Source organism: Streptomyces aureoversilis (genome assembly GCF_042657885.1).
In the GTDB taxonomy this organism is placed as follows: Bacteria; Actinomycetota; Actinomycetes; order Streptomycetales; family Streptomycetaceae; genus Streptomyces; species Streptomyces aureoversilis.
In genome coordinates, this window is sequence record NZ_JBHSKJ010000002.1 from 414686 (window position 1) to 436801 (window position 22116).

General features: G+C 74.5%; 23 protein-coding genes and 1 other RNA gene. 10 read left to right on the forward strand and 14 right to left on the reverse strand.

The window, feature by feature from the left end:
- The first annotated feature begins 93 nt into the window (after nucleotides 1-93).
- Nucleotides 94-249, forward strand: coding sequence for a hypothetical protein (locus tag ACFPP6_RS04725; RefSeq protein ID WP_168094376.1), 156 nt, complete (start codon nucleotides 94-96; stop codon nucleotides 247-249).
- Between the two features lie 93 nt (nucleotides 250-342).
- Here ACFPP6_RS04725 and ACFPP6_RS04730 read toward each other — a convergent pair whose 3' ends face one another.
- From ACFPP6_RS04730 to ACFPP6_RS04740, 3 genes are all read right to left on the reverse strand, one after another.
- Nucleotides 343-1284 (reverse strand): 3-oxoacyl-ACP reductase, encoded by a 942-nt coding sequence (locus ACFPP6_RS04730; RefSeq protein WP_382037494.1) that lies wholly within the window; start codon nucleotides 1282-1284, stop codon nucleotides 343-345.
- Between the two features lie 14 nt (nucleotides 1285-1298).
- Nucleotides 1299-2375, reverse strand: coding sequence for an alcohol dehydrogenase catalytic domain-containing protein (locus tag ACFPP6_RS04735; protein ID WP_382037496.1), 1077 nt, complete (start codon nucleotides 2373-2375; stop codon nucleotides 1299-1301).
- An 88-nt stretch (nucleotides 2376-2463) separates the two neighbouring features.
- Nucleotides 2464-3327, reverse strand: a complete 864-nt coding sequence (locus ACFPP6_RS04740; RefSeq protein ID WP_382037498.1) for a MaoC/PaaZ C-terminal domain-containing protein — start codon at nucleotides 3325-3327, stop codon at nucleotides 2464-2466.
- A gap of 135 nt (nucleotides 3328-3462) precedes the next feature.
- Here ACFPP6_RS04740 and ACFPP6_RS04745 point away from each other — a divergent pair, with 135 nt between their 5' ends.
- Both ACFPP6_RS04745 and ACFPP6_RS04750 read left to right on the forward strand, forming a co-directional pair.
- Complete coding sequence (locus ACFPP6_RS04745) at nucleotides 3463-4617, forward strand: sensor histidine kinase (RefSeq protein WP_382037500.1); 1155 nt, start codon at nucleotides 3463-3465, stop codon at nucleotides 4615-4617.
- Nucleotides 4614-5219 (forward strand): response regulator transcription factor, encoded by a 606-nt coding sequence (locus ACFPP6_RS04750; protein WP_382037501.1) that lies wholly within the window; start codon nucleotides 4614-4616, stop codon nucleotides 5217-5219. Before ACFPP6_RS04745 ends, ACFPP6_RS04750 begins: the two co-directional genes overlap by 4 nt.
- Before the next feature lie 69 nt (nucleotides 5220-5288).
- Here ACFPP6_RS04750 and rnpB read toward each other — a convergent pair.
- Together rnpB and ACFPP6_RS04760 are read right to left on the reverse strand one after the other, a co-directional pair.
- An RNA gene (gene rnpB, locus ACFPP6_RS04755) (RNase P RNA component class A) lies at nucleotides 5289-5691 on the reverse strand.
- A gap of 81 nt (nucleotides 5692-5772) precedes the next feature.
- Nucleotides 5773-7236: an RNB domain-containing ribonuclease gene (locus ACFPP6_RS04760; protein WP_382037503.1), complete on the reverse strand. Its 1464-nt coding sequence runs from the start codon at nucleotides 7234-7236 to the stop codon at nucleotides 5773-5775.
- A gap of 215 nt (nucleotides 7237-7451) precedes the next feature.
- On the opposite strand from ACFPP6_RS04760, the gene yaaA reads away from it, so the two are divergent.
- Together yaaA and eda are read left to right on the forward strand one after the other, a co-directional pair.
- Complete coding sequence (gene yaaA, locus ACFPP6_RS04765) at nucleotides 7452-8258, forward strand: peroxide stress protein YaaA (protein WP_382037505.1); 807 nt, start codon at nucleotides 7452-7454, stop codon at nucleotides 8256-8258.
- Nucleotides 8259-8324: 66 nt separating this feature from the next.
- Complete coding sequence (eda, locus tag ACFPP6_RS04770) at nucleotides 8325-8984, forward strand: bifunctional 4-hydroxy-2-oxoglutarate aldolase/2-dehydro-3-deoxy-phosphogluconate aldolase (RefSeq protein ID WP_382037507.1); 660 nt, start codon at nucleotides 8325-8327, stop codon at nucleotides 8982-8984.
- 86 nt (nucleotides 8985-9070) lie between these two features.
- Here the strand turns inward: eda and ACFPP6_RS04775 are convergent, their stop codons facing one another.
- From ACFPP6_RS04775 to ACFPP6_RS04785, 3 genes are all read right to left on the reverse strand, one after another.
- On the reverse strand, nucleotides 9071-9370 hold the full coding sequence (locus tag ACFPP6_RS04775) for a winged helix-turn-helix domain-containing protein (RefSeq protein WP_382037509.1): 300 nt from the start codon (nucleotides 9368-9370) through the stop codon (nucleotides 9071-9073).
- Nucleotides 9367-9786, reverse strand: a complete 420-nt coding sequence (locus ACFPP6_RS04780; RefSeq protein WP_382037511.1) for a hypothetical protein — start codon at nucleotides 9784-9786, stop codon at nucleotides 9367-9369. Before ACFPP6_RS04780 ends, ACFPP6_RS04775 begins: the two co-directional genes overlap by 4 nt.
- 153 nt (nucleotides 9787-9939) lie before the next feature.
- On the reverse strand, nucleotides 9940-10302 hold the full coding sequence (locus ACFPP6_RS04785; RefSeq protein ID WP_382037513.1) for a hypothetical protein: 363 nt from the start codon (nucleotides 10300-10302) through the stop codon (nucleotides 9940-9942).
- Nucleotides 10303-10839: 537 nt separating this feature from the next.
- Between ACFPP6_RS04785 and ACFPP6_RS04790 the strand changes: the two genes are divergently transcribed.
- The 3 genes from ACFPP6_RS04790 (at nucleotide 10840) to ACFPP6_RS04800 (ending at nucleotide 15022) form a co-directional block, all read left to right on the forward strand.
- Nucleotides 10840-12318, forward strand: coding sequence for an alkaline phosphatase D family protein (locus tag ACFPP6_RS04790; RefSeq protein WP_382037514.1), 1479 nt, complete (start codon nucleotides 10840-10842; stop codon nucleotides 12316-12318).
- A 130-nt stretch (nucleotides 12319-12448) separates the two neighbouring features.
- Complete coding sequence (locus ACFPP6_RS04795; protein ID WP_382037515.1) at nucleotides 12449-13747, forward strand: multidrug effflux MFS transporter; 1299 nt, start codon at nucleotides 12449-12451, stop codon at nucleotides 13745-13747.
- Nucleotides 13748-14008: 261 nt separating this feature from the next.
- Nucleotides 14009-15022 (forward strand): small ribosomal subunit Rsm22 family protein, encoded by a 1014-nt coding sequence (locus ACFPP6_RS04800; protein WP_382037516.1) that lies wholly within the window; start codon nucleotides 14009-14011, stop codon nucleotides 15020-15022.
- A 94-nt stretch (nucleotides 15023-15116) separates the two neighbouring features.
- Here ACFPP6_RS04800 and ddaH read toward each other — a convergent pair whose 3' ends face one another.
- Both ddaH and ACFPP6_RS04810 read right to left on the reverse strand, forming a co-directional pair.
- Nucleotides 15117-15947: a dimethylargininase gene (gene ddaH, locus ACFPP6_RS04805; RefSeq protein WP_382037517.1), complete on the reverse strand. Its 831-nt coding sequence runs from the start codon at nucleotides 15945-15947 to the stop codon at nucleotides 15117-15119.
- 115 nt (nucleotides 15948-16062) lie between these two features.
- Nucleotides 16063-16245, reverse strand: coding sequence for a DUF6243 family protein (locus ACFPP6_RS04810; RefSeq protein ID WP_168091894.1), 183 nt, complete (start codon nucleotides 16243-16245; stop codon nucleotides 16063-16065).
- Nucleotides 16246-16362: 117 nt separating this feature from the next.
- Between ACFPP6_RS04810 and ACFPP6_RS04815 the strand changes: the two genes are divergently transcribed.
- Together ACFPP6_RS04815 and ACFPP6_RS04820 are read left to right on the forward strand one after the other, a co-directional pair.
- Entirely contained in the window at nucleotides 16363-17022 is a 660-nt protein-coding gene (locus tag ACFPP6_RS04815; RefSeq protein ID WP_382037519.1) for a TetR/AcrR family transcriptional regulator, read from the forward strand.
- A gap of 163 nt (nucleotides 17023-17185) precedes the next feature.
- The gene (locus ACFPP6_RS04820; RefSeq protein WP_382037521.1) at nucleotides 17186-17908 is read left to right on the forward strand and encodes a bifunctional DNA primase/polymerase; all 723 of its coding nucleotides are present in this window, start codon (nucleotides 17186-17188) and stop codon (nucleotides 17906-17908) included.
- An 87-nt stretch (nucleotides 17909-17995) separates the two neighbouring features.
- Here ACFPP6_RS04820 and ACFPP6_RS04825 read toward each other — a convergent pair whose 3' ends face one another.
- The 4 genes from ACFPP6_RS04825 to ACFPP6_RS04840 all read right to left on the reverse strand — a co-directional run bounded on the left by ACFPP6_RS04825 (nucleotide 17996) and on the right by ACFPP6_RS04840 (nucleotide 22077).
- Entirely contained in the window at nucleotides 17996-18991 is a 996-nt protein-coding gene (locus tag ACFPP6_RS04825; protein ID WP_382037523.1) for an SCO2278 family lipoprotein, read from the reverse strand.
- Nucleotides 18992-19081: 90 nt separating this feature from the next.
- A complete protein-coding gene (locus ACFPP6_RS04830; RefSeq protein WP_382037525.1) occupies nucleotides 19082-19933 on the reverse strand; it encodes a heme ABC transporter ATP-binding protein in 852 nt (283 codons plus the stop codon).
- The gene (locus ACFPP6_RS04835) at nucleotides 19930-21009 is read right to left on the reverse strand and encodes a FecCD family ABC transporter permease (protein WP_382037722.1); all 1080 of its coding nucleotides are present in this window, start codon (nucleotides 21007-21009) and stop codon (nucleotides 19930-19932) included. The genes ACFPP6_RS04830 and ACFPP6_RS04835 overlap by 4 nt, the downstream gene beginning before the upstream one ends.
- A gap of 39 nt (nucleotides 21010-21048) precedes the next feature.
- Nucleotides 21049-22077 carry a heme/hemin ABC transporter substrate-binding protein gene (locus ACFPP6_RS04840; protein ID WP_382037724.1) on the reverse strand — a complete coding sequence of 343 codons (1029 nt, stop codon included), beginning with the start codon at nucleotides 22075-22077 and terminating at the stop codon, nucleotides 21049-21051.
- Between the last annotated feature and the right edge of the window lie 39 nt (nucleotides 22078-22116).

The following is a 22116-nucleotide window of genomic DNA, read 5'->3' on the forward strand; positions in this document are numbered from 1 at the left end:
GGCGTGTCGGCGTCCGCCGACACCGCGCGCCACTGCCGTGGCAACCCCCTACGCGCACAGCACGCATCCCCATCCGACGGAGTGACTTTCCCCATGCCCGACGCCCGAACCGACACGACCGAGGCGCGCCCCCTTGAGGCGTCCCAGGCCGCAGCCGCCGGCTCCGGCAGGCACCGTGGTCCGGCTTCCCCCGACGACAACAGCTCCCCTGCCCACGGCAAGCACCGCCGTACGCCGGAAGGCCACTGACCGGCGTCGCCGACGTTTCCGGTCAGCCCTCGGGCGCCGGGTGGTCCCGCTCAGCGGAGACTCCCGGCGCCCGAGGCGTTTCCCGGCCGGTGCTCAACCGGGCCCGAGCTGCCACACCTCCGGCGCGGCGAACGTCTCCCCGGGCGGGCGCCCGGCGAAGTGCGGGGTGAGGAGCCCGTCCAGCTCCTCGGCGGTGAACACGTCCCCGGCCGTGCCGAACTGTGCCGCGACCTTCGGCCGCTCCATGACCGCGACGATGCCGCCGTGCACGATGAGCACCTGCCCGGTCACTCCGGCCGCGGCGGGCGCGGCGAGGTAGCCGACGAGGGGCGCGACGTGCTCGGGGGCCAGCGGGTCGGGCCCGCCGTCCGCGGGCGTGCCGACCCCGGCGAAGATCTGCTCGGTCATCCGGGTGCGGGCCCGCGGGCAGATGGCGTTCACCGTGACCCCGTACTTGCGCAGGGCCTCCGCCGTGGAGGTGGTGAGGCCGACGACGCCGCCCTTGGCCGCCGCGTAGTTGGGCTGGCCGGGTGAGCCGATGAGGAACGCCTCGGAGGAGGTGTTGACGATTCGTCCGTACACCGGCCGCCCGGAGGTCTTCGCCCGTTCCCGCCAGTGCGCGGCGGCGAAGCGCACGGTGTTGAAGTGGCCCTTGAGGTGGACGCGGACGACCGCGTCCCACTCGTCCTCGGTCATGGAGAAGACCATCCGGTCGCGCAGGATGCCCGCGTTGTTGACGAGGACGTCGAGCGAGCCGCCGCCGGTCTCGACGGCGAGCCGGACGAGGTCGCGGGCCGTCCCGAAGTCGGCCACGTCGCCGACGTGGGCGGTGGCGCTGCCGCCGGCCGCCCGGATCTCGGCGGCGACGGCCTCGGCGGGGGCGGCCGACGCCTCGCCGGAGCCGTCCGCGCCGGGCTGCCCGTAGTCGTTGACGACGACGTGCGCGCCGAGCCGGGCCAGTTCGAGGGCTTCCGCCCGGCCGAGGCCGCGCCCCGCGCCGGTGACGATCGCGGTCCTGCCGCGCAGGGACACCATGCCCGTCACACCCCTCAGATCTCGATGCACGTGCGCAGCGCCTCGCCCGTCCGCATCTGTTCCAGGGCGTCGTTGACGCCGGACAGCGGGACCCGGTGGGTGATCAGGCCCGCGAGGTCGATGCGGCCGGCCCGCCACAGGGCGATGGCCCGTTCGTACGAGCGCAGGACGTCCCCGCCGCCGTACAGGGACGGCAGGATCTTCTTCTCGTCGAAGAACAGCTCGAACATGTTGATCTGGAAGAGGTCGTCCACGGCCCCGGCCCCGACGATGCAGAGCGTGCCGCCGCGCCGCGCCGCGTCGTAGGCGGCCCGGGCGGTGGCGGAGGTGCCGACGACCTCGAAGGCGTAGTCGAAGCCCTCGCCGCCGGTGACGCGCGCCTTGGCGTCGGCGAGCGCGTCGGGCGCCACGGCCTCGGTCGCGCCGAAGCGCAGCGCGGCCTCGCGCCGGGAGGCGACCGGGTCGACGGCGACGATCTGCGCCGCGCCCGCGGCCCGCGCACCCTGGATCGCGCAGATCCCGACGCCTCCGCAGCCGATGACGGCGACCGAGGAACCGGCGGTGACGTCGGCGGTGTTGAGGGCGGCGCCGAGGCCGGTGGTGACGCCGCAGCCGATGAGGGCGGCGATGTCGTAGGGCAGGTCGTCGGGGATGGGCACGGCGCAGCCGGCGCCGACGACGGCCTCCTCGGCGAAGGTTCCGGTGCCGGCGAAGCCGAAGAGGTCGGAGCCGTCCAGGCGGAAGTTGGGCGTGCCGGCCTCCATGAGGCTCGCCAGGCACAGCCGGCTCTGCCCGCGCTTGCAGGCGGGACAGCCGCCGCAGGGCGGCAGCCAGCAGACCAGGACGCGGTCGCCGGGCTGCAGCCCGGTCACGCCCTCGCCGACCTCGACGACTTCGCCCGCGCCCTCGTGCCCGGGGACGAAGGGCACCATCTGGGGGAGCACCCCGCTCATGGCGGACAGGTCGGAGTGGCACAGCCCGGTGGCCCGCATGCGCAGCCGGACCTTGCCGGGGCCGAAGCCCACCGCCTCGACGTCGTCGCGGACTTCGAGGCGGGGCCGTCCCGTCTCGTGCTGTACGGCTGCGCGCATGACGGACTCCTCTGACGTGGGAACGACGCAGGAAGGGGTCTCTGCGGTGACGTAGAACGACGTCCTTGTGGGCAGTGCGCCCGGCTGCTCACCCGTGCGTGACGACCGTGTCCGCGAGGACGGGCGCGTCGTCGCGCTCCACGGCGCTGACGGCGACCTGGATCCGGCCGGGCGCCGGGGTCTCCCGCCACATCCGCACGCGCAGCGTCTCGCCGGGGAAGACGACGCCGGCGAAGCGGGTGCGGTACGCGCGGACGCGGGTGACGTCCCCGCCGAGGGCGGTGTCGACGACGGCCTTGAGGGCGATGCCGTACGAGCACAGGCCGTGCAGGATCGGCCGGTCGTAGCCCGCGAGCTTGGCGAACTCCGGGTCGGCGTGCAGCGGGTTCCAGTCGCCGGAGAGGCGGTAGAGGAGCGCCTGGTCCTCGCGGACGGGCCGCTCCACGGTGGCGTCGGGGGCGCGGACGGGCGCCTCCAGGCGGGTGGAGGCGCCGCGTTCGCCGCCGAAGCCGCCCTCGCCCTTGACGAAGATCTCGCTCTCGCCCGTCCACAGCGGCCCGTCGGCGTCCGCGGCCTCCGAGCGCAGCACGATGACGGCCGCCTTGCCCTTGTCGTGGACGGCGGCGACGCGGGAGGTGAGGGTGGCGGCGCCACGGACCGGGAGCGGGCGGTGCACGCCGAGGGACTGGCCGCCGTGCAGCACCGTGGCGAGGTCGATGTCGATGCCGGGGGCGGAGAGGGCGCCGGCCTGCGCGGCGCCGCCGCCGGCGACGGTGGCGAAGCTCGGGAGGACGTGGAGCCGGCTCTCCAGGGTGTACCGGAGCTCGTCCGGGTCCGTGGCGGGGGTGCCCGCGCCGATGCCGAGGTGGTAGAGCAGGACGTCCTTGTGGTCCCAGGTCAGGGAGGTGCTGCGAGGGGCGGCGGCGACGGCCCTGCGTACGTCGATGGGCATCGGGAACCTTCCTAGAACGCGTTCTAGCCGATCCGATGGAACCCCTTGTATAGCCGGGTCCGGGACAAATGTCACGGGTGGCCGCCCACACTTGCATCTGCCCAGCTCAGCGGCGGGTTCCTTAGGGTCGGAACCATGACCGACAGCAAGGCCGGGCTCGAACGGCACAAACCACCGGGGAAATTCGCCTTCCTCCCCTGGCTCTTCATGCTCACCGGGGACGTCCAGGACCTGTTCCGGGGCGAGGTGCCGCTGCCCTGGCTCGGCGGGCCGGGCGTGCTGGCCTTCGCCGCGATGTACGTCCTCACCGTCTTCACCGGTCTCGACGGGCGGTACAGGACGACCCGCGTCCCGCGCCTCTCACTGGCCGGACTGGCCGTCGTCACGTACGCGCTGACCATCGGGTACGGGGGCGACTGGCTGCTGTGCTTCCCGCTGCTGTCGCTGGCCTCCGGCATCGTGCTGCGGCGCGGGCTGACCGAGAGCGGGCGCGAGCTGGGCGTCCTGGTCTTCACCCTGGCCGGCTCGGCGGGGGTGATCGCGAGTCTGCGCGGCAGCCCGTCGGAGTCGCTGACCGTCGCCTACGGGACGCTGCTCTCCGGCTTCGTCACCGCCGCCATCCTCACCCTCTTCGAGACGGTGGCCCAACTGCGCGCCACGCGCGAGGAACTGGCCCGCAGCGCCGTCGAGCGGGAACGGCTGCGGTTCTCGCGCGACCTGCACGACCTCCTCGGGCACACCATGTCCGTCATCGTCGTCAAGGCCGAGGCCGTGCGCCGGCTCGCCCCGCGCGACCTGGACGCCGCCGTCGGGCAGGCGGCCGACATCGAGGCGGTGGGCCGGCAGGCCCTCACCGAGATCCGCGAAGCCGTCACCGGCTACCGCGAGGGCAGCCTCACCACCGAACTCGACCGCGCCCGCTCCCTCCTGGAGGCCTCCGGCATCACCGCCGACCTGCGCCAGTCCGGCCCCCCGCTGCCGCCGCAGACCGCGGCCCTGCTGGGCTGGGTCGTCCGCGAGGGCGTCACCAACGTCGTCCGGCACAGCGGCGCGGGCCGCTGCACGGTCGAAGTGCGCGGCGAGACCGACCGGGTACGCCTGGAGATCACCGACAACGGGCGCGGCGTAGGCTCGGGGCAGGCCGGGCCGGGCACGGGCCTGAAGGGCCTGACGGAGCGCATCGCCGCCGCGGGCGGCCACCTGACCGCCGGCCCGGACGGGCGCAGGGGCTTCCGGCTCGTGGCCGAACTGCCCGTGGACCCGGAGTCCGAGGAGGACCACCGCTCATGATCAAACTGCTCCTCGCCGAGGACCAGGGGATGATGCGGGGCGCGCTCGCGCTGCTGCTCGGGCTGGAGGAGGACATGGAGATCGTCGCCCAGGTCGGCGACGGCGACGAGATCCTCCCCAAGGCCCTGGAGACGGAGCCCGACGTCGCGCTCCTCGACATCGAACTGCCCGGCCGCAGCGGCCTGGACGCCGCCGCCGACCTGCGCGCCCGGATGCCCGGCTGCCGGGTGCTGATCCTCACCACCTTCGGCCGGCCCGGCTACCTGCGCCGCGCGATGGAGGCCGGCGCGTCCGGCTTCCTCGTCAAGGACGGCCCGGTGGAGGACCTGGCCGCGGCGATCCGGCGCGTCCTGGCCGGCGAGCGCGTCATCGACCCGGCCCTGGCCGCCGCCGCCCTCGGCGCCGGCCCCAACCCCCTGACCCGGCGCGAGCGCGACGTCCTCGCGGCCGCGGTCGACGGGGCGACGGTGGCGGACATCGCGGCCAAGGTGCACCTGTCCCCGGCGACGGTCCGCAACTACCTCTCCGCGGCCATCGGCAAGACCCACACCCGCAACCGCATGGAGGCCGTCCGCGCGGCCCGGCAGAACGGGTGGCTGTGACCGGGTGAGCACGAGAGCCCCCGCGGCCCGCGCACCGGCGGGCCGCGGGGGCTCGTGCAAGACAGGCGGCGGACGAGTCGGCCTGTAAGCCGGGTTCTGTCTCCCGGGGGCCTTGCGGCCCTCGGGGAGGCGGCCATCCATCTAGGCCTGCCGTTGCCGGCAGGCTCAAGCGGTCTACCCGCGGACTCGGGCGGGCAGCCCTCGATCGTCCGCGCAGGGCCGCCGCGAAGGCGACCCCTCTTGACCTTGCTCCGGGTGGGGTTTACCTAGCCGCCTGAGTCACCTCAGGCGCTGGTGGTCTCTTACACCACCGTTTCACCCTTACCGGAAGCCTTGCGGCCTCCGGCGGTCTGTTTTCTGTGGCACTGTCCCGCGGGTCACCCCGGGTGGGCGTTACCCACCACCCTGCCGTATGGAGCCCGGACGTTCCTCGGGGGATCCGAAGATCCCACGCGGCCGCCCGGCCGGCTCGTCCGCCGTGCCGACCATGCTACCTGGCGGGGGCTGTCACGATCGCCCCGGGAGAACCGGAGCCCGTCACCGCCGCTCCCGGCTAGGCCGGGGCGAACCACACCTTGTCGCGGCCCGGGTCCGCCTCGATCACCCGGACGCGCATGCGGTGCCCCAGGGGCAGGGGCGGGCCGTCGCCGTCGCCCTCGATGTGGCCGATCACCGCCGGCTCGTAGAGGTGGACCGTGCCCGCGGTGGGGCGGTCCCTCCGGACGTCCACCACGTAGGCGTCGAAGACCTGGCCGATCCGGTCGCGCAGCAGCGCCGCCTCGACCAGGTCCACGCACTCCCGCTCCACCTGGCCCGCGCGCCGTGCCCCGGCCTCCATCTCGCCGGGCAGGGCGTCGAGGGCGGCACGCACCCACTCGGGCGGGTCGGTGCCGGCGGCCGCGGCGAGGCACAGCTCGCCGGTGTAGCGGTCGACCAGGCGGCGCAGGGGGGCGGTGCAGTGCGCGTACGGGGCGGCGAGGGCGGCATGGCCGGGGTCCGCCGGCAGCGGGCGTTCCGTGGGGCGTTCGCGGTCGAAGACGGTGTAGCCCGCGCCGCGCAGCAGCGCCGTGCACTCCTGGAGGAAGGCCGCGTGCTGGGTGTGGGAGGGGTCGAGCGCGCGGATGACGACCGCGTACGGCATGTTCTCCGGCCAGGTCACGCCGAGGGCGCGCGCCACGCGCCGCAGCCGGTCGACCGCCCCCTCGGGCGCGGCGGGCAGGGTGCGCAGGATGCCGGTGCCCGCGCGCAGCATCAGGTCGGCCGCGGCCATGCCGGTCATCAGGGATATCTGGGCGTTCCAGCCGTCCGCCGGCAGGGGCGTGCGGTAGGCGAGCGCGTAGTGGCCGCCGCGGCGCACGATCTCCTGCTCGGGGACGTTGAGGGAGACGCCGCCCCGGGCGCGCTCCAGCGCCTCGCGCCGCATGCCGATCTCGCGCAGCAGGGCCAGGGGCTCCTCGGCCCTGCCGGAGTCCACGGCGGCCTGGACGGCCGCGAAGTCGAGCCGGGCCCGGCTGCGGACGAGCGCGCGCCGCAGGTCCGTCCCCTCGACGCGGCCGTCCGCGTCGAGGTCGAAGCGCCACAGCAGGGCGGGCCGGCTGTGGTCGGGGAGCAGGCTGGCCGCGCCCTCGCCGAGGACGTCGGGGTGGAGGGGGACGCGCCCGTCGGGGTAGTAGAGGGTCACGACGCGGCGGTGCGCCTCGGCGTCCAGGGCCTGGCCGGGGCGGACGAAGGCGGCGACGTCGGCGATCGCGTAGTGCACGCGGAAGCCCCCGCCGTCGCGCCGCTCCAGGAACATGGCCTGGTCGAGGTCCATCGAGCCGGGCGGGTCGATGGTGAACAGCGGCAGCTCGGTGGCGTCGTACGCCGGGAGGCGCGGCCGGCGCGCGGCCTGCTCGGCCTCGGCGAGGGCGTCGGCGGGGAACTGCTCGGTCACCCCGGTGTCCTCGCGCAGCCGGCGCAGCGCCGCCCGCAGGGGGCTGCCGTCCGCGTCGGTCACGTGCATCTTGCGGCGGGGCATGGGACGAGCGTATTTCCGGTGCGGGCGCGGGGCACGGCGAGCGTGGCGAGCGGCGTCGGGGCCGGCGCCGGAGCCGTGCGCCGGGGCCGGGGCGGGGTCGGCGTTAGGCTCGTCGGGGCGTGCGAGGAGGCCGGGCGTGCCGCGCGTTCCGGCGCCGCTCGACCCGCGGTCCCTCCTCGCGCCGGCCCGCATCCGTACCGATGGGAGAAGACACCGTGCTCGTGCTGTTGCCGCCGTCCGAGGGGAAGGCCGCCGCCGTCGGTTCCGGCGCCGGGGCCGCGCTGGAGGCCGGTGCGCTGTCGCTGCCGGGGCTGGCCGGGGCGCGGGAGACCGTGCTGACGGAGCTGGTGGAGCTCTGCGCGGGCGACGAGGACAAGGCCGCGGAGGTGCTCGGCCTGTCCCCGGGGCTGCGGGGCGAGATCGCGAAGAACGCGGCGCTGCGGACGGCGGGCACCCGCCCGGCGGGCGAGGTCTACACGGGCGTCCTCTACGACGCGCTCGGCCTGGCCTCGCTGGACGCGGCGGCGCGGGAGCGGGCGGAGCGCTCGCTGCTGGTCTTCTCGGGGCTGTGGGGCGCGGTCCGGGTCGGCGACGCGATCCCGTCGTACCGCTGCTCGATGGGCGTGAAGCTGCCGGGCCTGGGCGCGCTGGGCACGTACTGGCGCGGCGTCATGGACGACCACCTGCCGCAGGAGGCGGGCGACGGGCTGGTGCTCGACCTCAGGTCGGCCGCGTACGCCGCCGCGTGGAAGCCCAAGGGCGCGCTCGCGGAGCGGACGGCGACCGTCCGGGTGCTGCAGTCGAAGATCGTGGACGGGGTCGAGAAGCGGTCCGTCGTGAGCCACTTCAACAAGGCCACCAAGGGCCGGCTGGTCCGGGACCTGCTGACGGCGGGCGCGGAGCCGGCCGGGCCGGCGGAGCTCGCGGAGGCGCTGCGCGGCCTCGGGTACGCGGTGGAGGGCGGGGCGCCCGCGAAGGGCGGCAAGCCGTGGGCGCTCGACGTGGTGGTGACCGAGCTCTGAGGACCCCTCGTTGCACATAGTGCAACGACCGTTGCGTTAAGTGGCGGCGGCGCGCAGGATGGCCCCGTGACCGCCGCCGCGCCCGCCCCAGCGCCCGCCTCCGTCCTCGGCCTCGCCCCCGTCCTCCCCGTCGCCGTCCTCCCCGACGCGTCCGACGCCGTGCCCCTCGCCCGCGCGCTCGTCGCGGGCGGGCTGCCGGCGATCGAGGTGACGCTGCGGACGGACGCCGCGCTCGATGCGATACGGGCCGTCGCCGCGGAGGTCCCGGAGGCGGTCGTGGGCGCGGGGACCGTCCTCTCCCCGGCCCGGGCGGAAGCGGCGGCCCGCGCCGGGGCCCGCTTCCTGGTCAGCCCGGGCTGGACGGACCCGCTGCTGGAGGCCCTGCGGGGGACGGGGCTGCCGTTCCTGCCGGGCGTCTCGACGGTCTCGGAGGTCATGGCCCTGCTGGAGCGCGGGGTGAGCGACATGAAGTTCTTCCCCGCGCAGGCGGCGGGCGGCACGGCGTACCTGAAGTCCCTGGCCTCCCCGCTCCCCGGAGCCCGCTTCTGCCCCACCGGCGGCATCGGCCCCGGCACGGCCCCGGCCTACCTGGCCCTGCCGAACGTCGCCTGCGTCGGAGGCTCCTGGATGCTGCCCCCGGACGCCCTGGCCCGCCGCGACTGGCCCCGGGTGACGCAACTGGCCCGCCGGGCGGCGCAACTGGTGCCTGGCGCGGCCCCCGCCTGACGAATGGCCCGCCGTCCGGCACGGTCCGTCCGGCACGGCCTGTCCGGCGCGGCCCGTCCGTCAGCGCCCCGGACGTCGTCCGCCCGCTATCCGCCCGCGATCGCCCGCAATGCGGCACAGTGCGCGGTGAACGCGGCCCGGCCCTCCTCGGTCAGGGCGAGCCACGTGCGCGGCCGCTTGCCCACGTACCCCTTGGTGACCTTGACGTAGCCCGCCTTCTCCAGCGTGGCGACCTGCTTCGACAGCACCGAGTCGCTCACCTCGACGGTGTCGCGCACGAACGCGAACTCGGCCTTGTCGGCCGCGGCCAGGGTCGCCGTGACGGAGAACCTCACGGGCGCGTGGATCACCTCGTCCAGGCCGTGGCGCGGGTGGCTCGCCGTCACCGCCGGCCCTCCCGCCAGGCGCCGACCAGCCCGGGCAGGGCGACGACGACGGCGCCGGGCACCCACCACGCGGGGTTGCCCCGGAACCAGGTGGTGCCCGGCGCGATCACGGCGGCGTGGAGCAGGGCCCAGGTGGCGATCAGGTAGTGATGCCGGCGGCCGAGCCCGCGCGGCCTGACGGGCTGCAGGTTCGCCCAGACGGCCAGGGCCGTCACCGTCCCCGCCCAGAACAGGGCGAAGGCGATCGCGCTCGCCGGTCCGTCGATCAGGCTGCAGGCGAGCACGGCCACCGCGGCCGCGCAGCCGAACACCAGCTGGTAGCGGGCGAACCACCGGGATCCGTCCCGCACCGTGGAGTCCAGGGCCTGCGCCCGGGCCAGTGCCGTCGCCGCGGTGGTCGCTTCGAGATCGGACATGTGAGTCTCCGTCAGTCGCCTCGCGTGTCTGTGCGTACGGGAACACGATGGCAACTACTTTCCAATCCGGCAAGTACTTTCCGGTGGGGCGACCGGCTGGCTGACCGGCTGGCGGACCGGCTGGCGGACCGGCCGGCCGACTCCCGGTCGCCGCTACGACCTGAACGTGAAGTTGGAGTGGTTCGTGGCCAGTTGCCTGCCGTCCGGGCCGTATGCCGTGACCTGCAGCTGCCAGCGCACCGACGGCGTCGGGACGAGGAACGTCGGGTGCCAGTCCGTGCTGTCCCAGGCCAGGACCGGGGAGCCGATCACGCTGTCGCCGCTCATGCTCTGCTTGGTGACGTCGTTGTAGGTGTGCCACCTGATGGAGCCCGTCCTGCCCTTGAGGCCGGTGAAGGTCACGTTCACCTGGACCTTGGTGACCGTCGGGGTGACCGCGCCCTGGGTGAGGACGCTGACGACCCGTGCGGACACCGCGGGCGAGGACGGCGGGGTGCGGGAGGGCGTGCCCGGCAAGGACGGCGTTCCCGGGCCGGAGGAGCCGGCCGAACTCCCCGAGCCTCCTGTGCTCCCTGTGCTCCCTGTGCTCCCCGAGCCTCCCGTGCTCCCCGAACCCCCTGAGCCCCCCGAACTCCCCGGCCCCGCAGGGCTCGACGGGCTCGCCGCGGCCGGTGGGCTCGTCGCCGGCGGGGGAGCGGTCGTCGGGTCGCGCCCGCCCGCCTCGTCCGTCTCGAAGGGACCCGCCTTGAACAGCACCGGGAGGATCGCCGCCAGCACCACGGCCAGGCCGGCGGTCACCCAGTACTTCCACACGTGGGACCAGAAGCGGTTCTCGGGTGGCTGCGGTTGTGGTTGCGGTTGTGGCTGTGGTTGCGGAGGTTCTCCGCCGTGGCTCACCGCGCCACCTCCCCCGTGGTGTCCGGCCTCGCCTCCTGGGACGGTACACCTGGAACGGGTCGTTCGGGCGGGTACGGAGCAGGCGGGGCGGAACCGCCGGCGAAGGCCGTGACGCGACTCTTCACAGGCGCCCCAGCGGCGCGCAATCTGAACGGCATGACCCCCCTCTCCGAAAACCCCTTCACCCTCGGAGTGGCCTCCGGCGACCCGCTGCCGGACTCCGTCGTGCTGTGGACCCGGCTCGCCCCCCGGCCCCACGAGCCGGGCAACGGCCTGCCCGCCGAGGGCGGCATCGCCGTCCAGTGGGAGCTCTCCGAGGACGACGCCTTCCGCCGCGTCGTGCGGAGCGGCACGGCCGCCGCCCCGGCCGCCGACGGCCACACCGTCCACCTGGACCTGTGCGGCCTCGAACCCGGCCGCGTCTACTGGTACCGCTTCCGCGCCGAGCGCTGGATCAGCCCGGTGGGCCGCACCCGCACCGCGCCCCGGGCCGACGCCTCAGTCTCCGCCGCCCGCTTCGGCCTGATCTCGTGCCAGCAGTACGACGAGGGCTACTACACCCCCCTCGGCCACCTCGCGCGCGAGGACCTCGACGCGGTGTTCTTCGTCGGCGACTACATCTACGAGAACGCCATCGACGCCCGCGCGGGCGCCCGCAACTACACCGAGCCGCTGCCCGAGTTCTACAACCACTGGACGCACACCCTGGAGGACTACCGGCAGCGGTACGCCCTCTACAAGACCGACGCCGAGCTCCAGGCCGCGCACGCCGCCCACCCCTGGTACGTCACCTGGGACGACCACGAGGTCGAGAACAACTACGCGGGCGACGTCTCCCAGGACAACGACCCCGTCGACCGCTTCCGCGCCCGCCGCGCCGCCGCCTACCGCGCCTACTGGGAGAACATGCCGCTGCGCAGCCCCCAGCGGCCCGCCGGGCCGGACCTGCGCCTCTACCGGCGCTTCGCGTACGGCCGCCTCGCGCAGTTCGACCTCCTCGACACCCGCCAGTACCGCTCCGACCAGGCCTACGGGGACGGCTGGCACACCCCCGGCCCCGAGTCGCAGGACCCGGCCCGCACGATCACCGGCGACGCGCAGGAGCGCTGGCTCCTCGACGGCTTCCGCGCCTCCGCCGCCACCTGGAACGTCGTCGCCCAGCAGGTGTGCTTCTCCCAGCGCAAGGAGACGCCCGGCGCGTCCTCCCGGGTCAGCATGGACACCTGGGACGGCTATCCGGCCTCGCGCGCCCGCGTCCTGGCCGGCGCCGAGCGGGCGGGCGTCCGGAACCTCCTGGTCCTCACCGGCGACGACCACACCCACTGCGCGTACGAGGTGAAGAAGGACTTCGACGACCCGGACTCCGCCACGCTCGGCGTGGAGTTCCTCGGCACCTCCGTCTCCAGCGGCTTCGACGGGCAGGAGCGCCCCGAGGACTGGGAGACGGCGCGCGCGGCGAACCCGCACCTGAAGTACTACGACGCCCGGCGCGGGTACGTCGTCGTCTCGCTCGACCCGGAGCGCGTGCGGGGCGACTTCCGGACGGTGTCCGGGGTCACCACGCCGGGGGCGCCCATCTCGACCGCCGCGTCGTTCGTCTCGGAGGCGGGTGCTCCGGGGCTCAGGGAGGCGTGACGGCCCGGCGGCGCCGGTCAGTGCATCCCGTCACACCCGCCCCCCGAATAACGTGTAAGACCCAAGTATGGGTCGCGGTCATGACACCATGGTTGAACAGACGACAACCACGGAGCACGGAGCGCGACGCATGACGGACCCCGGCCAGGACACGGCCGAGCAGGAGCAGCAGCCCGCCCCGCCCGCCGAACGCCACTCCACGGGCCCCGGCATAGCCGGGGCCCGTGCCGCGCGCGCCACGGGCCTCATCGTCACCCTCGTCCTCGGCGGCCTGACCGCGCTGCCGCCGCTCTCCATGGACATGTACCTCCCGGCCCTGCCGGAGGTCACCGGCGCGCTCCACAGCCCCGCCGCGACCGTCCAGCTCACCCTCACCGCGTGCCTCCTCGGCATGGCGCTCGGCCAGCTCGTCGTCGGCCCCATGAGCGACAAGTGGGGGCGCCGCCGCCCCCTCCTCGCCGGCATGGCCGTCTACGTCGTGGCCACCGCCGCCTGCGCCCTCGCCCCGAACGCCGGCCTGCTGATCGGCTTCCGCCTGGTGCAGGGCCTCGCCGGCGCCGCCGGCATCGTCATCGCCCGGGCGGTCGTGCGCGACCTCTACGACGGCGTGGCCATGGCCCGCTTCTTCTCCACGCTCATGCTGATCTCCGGCGTGGCCCCCGTCGTCGCACCGCTCATCGGCGGCCAGATCCTGCGCCTGACCGACTGGCGGGGCGTCTTCGTCGTCCTCACCGTCGTCGGCCTGCTGCTCACCCTCGCCGTGTGGCGCTTCCTGTACGAGACCCTGCCGCCGGAGCGGCGCCAGGCCGGCGGCCTCGGCGCGACCCTGCGCGCGATGGGCGCCCTCCTCTCCGACCGGGTCTTCACCGGCTACATGCTCGCGGGCGGCTTCGCCTTCGCCGCGCTCTTCGCCTACATCTCGGCGTCCCCCTTCGTCGTCCAGGACATCTACGGGGCCTCCCCGCAGACCTTCAGCCTGCTCTTCGGCCTCAACTCGATCGGCCTCGTGCTGGTCGGCCAGATCAACGGCAAGCTGCTGGTCGGCCGCGTGAGCCTCGACAAGGCCCTCGCCGTCGGCCTCGTCGTGATCGCCCTGGCCGCCGCGGCCCTGCTGCTGATGGCCTCCGGCGTCTTCGGGAAGGCGGGCCTCGTGCCGATCGCGGGCGGGCTGTTCGTCCTGATGTCCGCGATGGGCCTGGCCATGCCCAACACCAACGCCCAGGCCCTGATGCGCTCCCGCGACGCCGCGGGCTCCGCCTCGGCCCTGCTGGGCACGTCCACGTTCCTGCTGGGCGCGCTGGCCTCGCCGCTCGTGGGCATCGCGGGGGAGGGCACGGCGGTGCCGATGGCGGTGGTGCAGCTGGTGTGCGCGCTCGCGTCGGCGGCGTGCTTCCTGGGCCTGTGCCGGCCCTGGCAGAAGCGCGACTGAGCCTGCCGGCGGGGTGTGCCGGGCGGGACCGCGCCGACCGCGGCCCGACCGCGGCCGTGGCCCCGCCGGGCCCCCGTCGTCCGCCGCTCCGGCACCGCCGGTCACGTACGTCGTGGTTCTCGCCGTCGCGGCGGAGGAACCTTGCGGCCGAGCGCTGGGGCTGCTGCCCGGCGGTTCCTCCGCCGCCACGCCGCCACGCCGCCGCGGCCCGGCGGATGGCGCCGGACCTGCCGCCCGCCGCGGCCGCTTAGACTTTTCCGAATGCACGCCCCCCATTCCCCCCGGTCCGGCGACGAACTGCGCACCGCGCTCGCCGGGCTCCTCGACGGTCTGCCGCCGCGCCGGGCCGCGCAGGCCGTCGACCGGCTGATCGCCAACTACCGGGGTGCGACGCCCACCGACGCCCCCGTGCTGCGCGACCGCTCCGACGTGGCCGCGTACGCGGCCTACCGCATGCCGGCCACGTTCGAGGCCGTGCGGTCCGCGCTGGAGGCGTTCCGGGACCGGCTGCCGTCCTTCGTGCCCGCCTCGCACGTGGACGTGGGCGGCGGGACGGGCGCGGCGACGTGGGCCGTGGCCTCCGCCTGGGAGGGCGAGAGCCGGGAGACGACGGTCCTGGACTGGGCCGCACCCGCCCTCGCGCTCGGTGCCGAGCTCGCCGGGGAGGCCTCCGAGCCGGCCCTGCGCGCTGCCCGCTGGGAGCGGGGGATCATCGGCGACGGCCTGAAGGTGCCGGAGGGCACGGACCTCGTCACCGTCTCGTACGTGCTGAAGGAGCTGACCGACGCCGCCCGCGCCGCGGTCGTGGCCGAGGCAGCCCGCACGGCGCGGGCGGTCGTGATCGTCGAGCCGGGCACGCCCGACGGCTACCTGCGGATCATCGAGGCCCGCGACCGGCTGGTCGGGGCCGGCTTCCGCGTGGTCGCGCCCTGCCCGCACAGCGCGGCGTGCCCGATCGAGCCGGGCACGGACTGGTGCCACTTCTCGGCCCGGGTGAGCCGCTCCTCGCTGCACCGGCAGGTCAAGGGCGGCTCACTGGCGTACGAGGACGAGAAGTTCTCGTACGTGGCGGCGGTACGGGGCGACGTGCCGGAGGATGCCGCACCCGCGCGCATCGTCCGCAAGCCCCAGATCCGCAAGGGCCAGGTCCTCCTCGAACTCTGCACGGCCGAGGACGGCCTGACCCGCGAGACGGTGACCAAGCGCCACGGCGACGCGTACAAGGTGGCTCGCGACGCCGCTTGGGGTGACGAGTGGCCTCCGGCCGGGGCGTGAGCCGGGTGCTCTGCCGGCCGCGGACCGTGCGTGGCTGATCGCCCGGTTCCCCGCGCCCCTCACGGGGCGCGGACCCTGCCGCAGGGGGAGGGCGTCAACCCCGTAGCTCCTGCGTGCAGCACTTCACGCTGCCGCCCCCCTTCAGCAGCTCGCCGAGGTCCATCCCGATCGGCTCGTACCCCCGTGCGCGCAGCGGTTCGAAGAGCCCCACCGCCGCCTGCGGCAGCAGCACGTGCCGCCCGTCGGACACGGCGTTGAGGCCGAGGGCCGACGCGTCCTCCTCGCTCGCGATCAGGGCGTCGGGGAACAGCCGTCTCAGCACCTCACGGCTGCCTGCCGAGAACGCGCCCGGGTAGTACATGATCTCGCCGTCGGTGGTGTCGTCGAGGACGCACAGCGCCGTGTCCAGGTGGTAGTAGCGGGGGTCGACCAGGTCGAGGCCGATCACCGGCCGGCCGAAGAACTCCTGCGCCTCGGGGTGGGAGAGCGGGCTGCTGCGGAAGCCGCGCCCGGCGAGCAGCCAGGAGGCGGTGACGGCGAAGTCGCCCTCGCCCTCGTTGATGTGCTCGGGTTCGAGCACGTCGGCGTAGCCCTGCTCCCGGAACCAGGCCGCGTGGATGGCGGCCTCGGCGGTCCGCTCGGGATGGGCGAAGCGCGCGCCGAGCACCCGGCCGTCCACGACGGTCGCGCCGTTGGCGGCGAAGACCATGTCGGGCAGTCCGGGCCGGGGCTCGAGCTCCTCGACGGTGTGCCCGAGGGCCAGATAGCGGTCCCTGAGGTCCTCCCACTGCGCGAGCGCGAGAGGGATGTCGACCGGTTTGGCCGGATCCATCCAGGGGTTGATGGAGTAGGTGACCTTGAAGTGGGCCGGGGGGCACATCAGATAGCGCCGCGGAGTGGCTGCGCGTGGAGCTGTACTACGCAAGGAGTGCTCCTCACGGTGGTGTTGGGCACGTACGGGATCGTCGTGCGTGCCCAAATCGTCCACGCTCCACGGGCTTTGGCGCATGAACCGTACGGGTGGTTTACCGCTGGCTCACTCACGCGCCGGTGGTTCCGCTTCGTCCTTCCCGCAACTTCCGCAGCAGTTCCCGCTTCTGGGCCGCCGCGTCGCCGCCGCCTCCGGCCCGCCCGCCCCGGCCGCCGCCGCGCAGGGCATTGCGGGAGAGGTTGCTGCGGGTGCCGCCCACTCCGAGCATGCCGCCCGATCCGCTCCTGCTCATGGGGTTCTCCCTTCGCTTGAGCGAGACACTCCGTCTCGCTTCGCCGCAAGCATCCAACGAGACGTCTCGTCTTGTCAAGACGATACGTCTCGATTCGCGTGTCGTTAGGATGCCGCCATGACCGACGCCCCGGCCCCGTCCGCACCGCCTTCACCGTCCGCACCGTCCTCGCCGCCCTCCAAGGCCCCCAAGGCCCCCGACGCCTCCCGCCGCAGCGAGCGCTCCCGCCGCGCGATCCTCGACGCCGCCCTGGAACTCGTCGGCGAGTCCGGCTTCGCGAAGCTCACCATCGAGGCCATCGCCGCCCGCGCCGGAGTCGGCAAGCAGACCATCTACCGCTGGTGGCCCTCCAAGGCGGCGGTCCTCTTCGAGGCCTGCGTCCTCAAGGGCACGGGCCCGGCCGCCGCCGAGCTCCCGGACACCGGCGACCTCGCGGCCGACCTCAGGACCGTCCTGCGGGCCACCGTCGACGAGCTCAGCGACCCGCGTCTCGACGCCCCCACCCGCGCCCTGGTCTCCGAGACCGCCAACGACCCCGAACTCGGCCGCGCCCTCACCGAGAAGCTCCTCGAACCCCAGCTCCAGGCGTACGCCCGCCGGTTGCGCGCCGCCCAGGAAGCGGGCCAGGCCGACCCCGGCACCGACGTCCGCGTCGCCCTCGAACTGCTGGTCGCCCCGCTCTTCCACCGCTGGCTGAACCGCACCCTGCCGCTCACCCACGCCTACGCGGACACCGTCCTCGACCTCGCCCTGCGCGGTCTCGCGCCGCGTCCGTGACCCGTCCGGCGCAGGCTCCGGACCGGCCGGGACGGCGGAACGGATAGATGGCCCCGCCCGCGCGAGCGGCCGGTCTCACACCCCCTGGATACGTCCGACGGTCACACCAGGCGCAGGATGGTGGCAGCATTGACCGGAGACCGCGGTCGAAGTGAGGGGATAGATGGAACGCAAGAGCAGGTTCTCCCAGTGGCTGCGCCGCCCCAGGAGCGGAGCGGGCGGCGGTACGGGCACGGGCGCGGCATCCGAGGCCGCCCGCGAGGAACTGCTCCTGGCCGCGGCAGCCGCGGGCTTCCCGCTGGCCCCGGCCGCGCACCCGTCCGGGTACGGCTGTTCCTGCGAGCGCATCGGCTGTCCCACCCCCGGCCGCCACCCCGTCTCCTTCGCCTGGCAGACCCTCGCCACCACCGACGCCGAGAAGGTCACGGCCTGGCTGCGCAGCCAGCCGGAGGCCAATTTCGTCACCGCCACCGGCATCGCGCACGACGTGCTCGACGTCCCCCTCGAGGCCGGCCGGCAGGCCCTGGAGCGGCTGCAGAAGGCCGGCGTCGAGACCGGGCCCGTGGCCACCGTCGCCCCCGACCGCATGCTCTTCTTCACCGCCACCCGCGGCACCCCGGACGACGAGGACGAGTGGTGGCCCTGCGAGCTCGACTGCCATCCCGAGACGATGGACGAGCATCCGGGCCTGCGCTGGCACTGCCGGGGGAGCTATGTGCTGCTGCCCCCCTCGCGGCTGCCGGAGGAGTCCGGCGTGGCCTGGCTCCAGGGTCCCGAGCGGCCGCTGCCGGATCCGCTGACGCTCCTGGAGACCCTCACGGACGCCTGCGCCCAGTACGCGGGCGACCGTCCCGATCACGAGGCGGCCTGGCCGATCGGCCGCTGAACCGGTCCGACCCGGCCGCTCCGGCGCCGGCCCGGCCCGCCCCACCGCCCGGATCCGTACGCCCGGCGGTGCTATTCGCTCGGTGCGCTATTCGCCCTGCGCGGCCGTCATCGTGTCGATCCGGTTGAGGAAGTTGATCATCCCGCCGTCCGCGTCCCGCGGGGGCACCTCGACCGCCGCCTCCGAGACCCGCGTGTACGTCACCGAGCGCTTGAGCTCGCCCTTCAGCAGCGCCTTCGTCCGCGGATCGGTGACCGCGGGCCGCAGCCCCTCGGCCATCGTGCGCTTCTCCCGGTGGTGCGCGGTGAAGAACACCAGCGCACCGCCGCCCTTGGTCCGCAGCGCCGGAGCGGGGAAGGCGGGGGCCTTCTCGGGGGTGTCGATGAACTCCGTCCAGAAGGTGGCCGTACGGCGCACCTTGTCGCGCTCCTCCCGCAGCCCCGTGGTCCGCGGGCCCGGCACGAAGTCCCGGCCCTTGCCGGTGCGCAGGAAGTCGGTGTAGAGGGCGCTCACCTTGCCGGGCTCGGCCATCAGGCCGTGGTCCTTGCCCTTGGCCGCCGGGACGGCCTGCGCGTAGCCGTCCTTGCCGGTCGTGAACTCCGGCACCTTTCCCGGGTTGACGATCGACAGGTAGGCCGCCTTCCACGGCTCCTTCACCCCGTGCCGCGTGAAGACCACGAGCCAGCGGTTGGCGTCGCGGTTGCTGCGGGTGTCGGCGAGGAAGAACTTCGGCCAGCCGGCCTGCGCGGGTATCGCGAAGCGGGCGTCGTCGAGGACCAGGGAGGGGTACTTCGGGTTGCCGCCGGGCGTCTGGACGCTCTGCGCCGCCAGGTCGGCCTTGCCTATTTCGGCCAGCGCACCGGTCTCGACCCGGGCGATGACGCCCGGGTCGAGCTTGCGGTAACCCTCGTTGTAGCCGTCGGTGAAGGCCTTGAGGACCTTGGCGGCCTCAGCCCTGCCCACCGACGGGACGATCTCCCGTTCCCCGTGCACCGTCATGCACCCGGTCGCCGTCAGCAGCAGCGCCGCCGCCGTCACCGCCGTCCGCGTCCTGCGGGGTCCGCCGGCCCCCCGTCGTCTCATCGGGCTTCGACTCCTTGGTGGCTGCTCGGTTCGGCGCCACCCTACCCGGGGCGCCCGCGGCGACCGCGACCAGTATGGCGCCGGAGGCGGTCACGCAACATCTCGTGCCTCGCGCCTCGGGATCACCAGTGGCTCACCCGTACGCGGATGATCAATGACCTCGACCGGCTGTGCATACACACGACCGAGCAGCTCCGCTTCGAAGACGTGCGCCGGCGGCCCCTCCGCCGCGATCCGCCCCGCGTGCAGGACCGCCACCCGGTCCGCGTACGCGCCCGCGAGGCCGAGGTCGTGCAGGACGACCACCACCGCGGCCCCGGCCGCGGCCCGCTCCCGGCAGATCCGCAGCACCAGTTCCTGGTGGCGCAGGTCCAGCGCGGCGGTCGGCTCGTCGAGCAGCAGGATCGGGGTGCGCTGCGCGAGCACGCGCGCCAGGGCGACCCTCGCCCGCTCGCCGCCGGAGAGCGCCGCGAACGGGCGGGAGGCGAATCCGGCCACCTCGGCGGCGGCCATGGCGGCCCGGACGGCCTCGTCGTCCTCGCCCTCGGCGGGGGTCCCGGCCCACGGCGCGCGCCCCATCCGGACGACCTCCTCCACCGGGAACGGGAACGACAGCTCCGCCGACTGCGGCAGCACGGCCCGGCGCACGGCGAGTTCGGCGGCCGTCCAGCCGGCGGCGGGCTCGCCGTCGATGCGGACCTCGCCGGAGCCGGCCGGCAGGTCGTGGGCGAGCGCGGCCAGGAGCGTGGACTTGCCCGCGCCGTTGGGGCCGACGAGCGCGAGGACTTCGCCGGCCGCGACCTGGAGGTCCACGCCGTCGAGGACGGTGCGGCCGGCGAGGCGCACGTGCAGGCCACGGGCCTCGGCGCGGACGGTCCCGAAGGGGGAGGGGAGCGGGAGGCGGCGCTTCCGCCCGCGGCTGCGGAGAAGTTCCCTGATCATGCCCAGCCCCCCTGCTTCCGGCGGGTCCTGCGCAACAACCAGAAGAAGAACGGGCTGCCGAAGAGGGCCGTCAGGACGCCCAGGGGCAGCTCCGCCGGCTGGGCCGCCGTACGGGCCGCGAGGTCCGCCGCCACCAGGACCAGCGCCCCGCCCAGCGCACTGCCCGGCACCAGGAACCGGTGACCGGGGCCCGCGGCCATCCGCAGCAGGTGCGGCACCAGCAGGCCCACGAACGTGATGACCCCCGCCACGGCCACCGCCGCGGCCGTCAGCAGCGCGACCACCAGCACCAGCACCAGGCGCAGCCGCTCGACGTCCACGCCCAGATGGCGCGCGGGCCGTTCGCCGAGCGCCAGGAGGTCCAGCTTCCGCCCGTACAGCGGCGCTACGGCCAGGCCGGCCAGGGCGCACGGCAGGACGGCGAGCACTCTCGGCCAGGTGGCCTGCGCGAGCGAGCCGAGCTGCCAGAAGGTGATCTGGCTGACCTGGGCGTTGTCGGCGACGAAGATGCCGAGGCCGACGAGCGCCCCGCCGAAGGCGTTCACCGCGATGCCGGTGAGGATGAGCGTGACCACCTCCGTACGGCCGCCCGAGCGCGAGAGGGCGTAGACGAGCAGGACGGTCACGAGCCCGGCCACGAACGCGCAGGCGGTCACCGTCCAGTTGCCGAGGAAGGTCAGCCCCAGGGAGATCGCGGCGACCGCGCCGACCGCCGAGCCCATCGAGATGCCGATGACGCCGGGTTCGGCGAGCGGATTGCCGAACACCCCCTGCATCAGGGCCCCCGCGCACCCCAGCGACGCCCCGACGAGCAGGGCCAGGGCCACGCGCGGCAGCCGTACGTTCCACAGCACGCTCTCGGGGACCCGGTCCAGCTCCGCCCCGCCGAGCCCGGCCCGGTGCAGCAGGGAGCCCACGACGTCGCCGAGCGGGATGTCGTACGCGCCGATCCCGGCGGAGAGCAGGCACGCGAGGAGCAGGGCCGCGGCCATGCCGGCGGCGAGGAGGGCGGTGGTGCGGCGGCGGCGCGGCTGCTGCCCGCCGCCGGGCTCACCGGCGGCGCCGGCGGCGGCCACGGGGGAGGGGGCCGTGGTTCTGAGGAGGCTCACGTCGCGTCACTTCCCGGCGTGGATCTGCTCGATGAGGGAGGCCAGGACGGTGTCGGTGCGGGGGCCGAAATTCAGCAGCACGCCGTCGTCCACGGAGGCGACGCGGCGGTCCAGCCCGGCCGGGGTCTGCCCGACGCCCGGGATCTTCACCAGCCCGTCCACGCCGCCGACGGACGCGAGCCCCTTGCTCATCACGAGGATGACGTCGGGCGCGGCCTTGGCGAGGGCCTCGCTCGTGATGGGGGTGAAGTCCTTCTTCAGGCCGGACTCCTTGCCCGCGTCCACGCCGCCCGCGGCCTCGATGAGCGAGTCCGCGCCGGACCCGGCCCCGCCGAGGAGGTAGACGGAGGCCGAGCCGCGCAGGTAGAGGAAGGCGACGCGCGGCTTCTTGCCGCTGCCGCCGCCCTGGGGGATGGCTGCGGCGGCCTTCTTCAGCCGCTGCTGCGTACGGCGGTCGAGCTCGTCCCCGGCGGCGGGGACGCCGAGGGCGGCGGCCACCTTGCCGATGCGCGGGCCGACGTCTTCGAGCTTCTTGGCCGGGTCGAGGACGACGAGGGGGACTCCGGCGGCGCGGATCTGGCCCACGGCCTCCGCGGGCCCGGTCGTGGTCTCCGCCAGGACGAGCGTGGGCTTGAGCGACAGCACGCTCTCGGCGGAGACGTCGTGGGCGCGGGTGACCACGGGCAGCTTCGCCGCCTGCTCGAAGGTGGCGGTGATGTCGCGGGCGACGACCCGCTCCCCGAGACCGAGACTGAAGACGATCTCGGACAGCGCACCGGTGAGCGGAACGATCCGGTCCGTGCTGCGGACGGTGACGTCATGGCCGTCCGCGGACCGTACGGTCGCGGGCAGTTGGGACTTCGGCGTGCCGGAGAGTGGCTCGATACGGTCGGCTGCCGACGTCTTGCTCGCCGTCGTGGACCCCCCTGAGCTGCTCGAACTGCCCGAGGCACCACAGCCGGTGAGGGCCAGGACGGCCAAAGTGAGCCAAGTGAGCAGTGCGGCGCATATGCCGGTGCGGCGTGGGGTAGATATCGCGGAGCCCGCCGACTGCCGTTGAAGCACGGTTCTTTC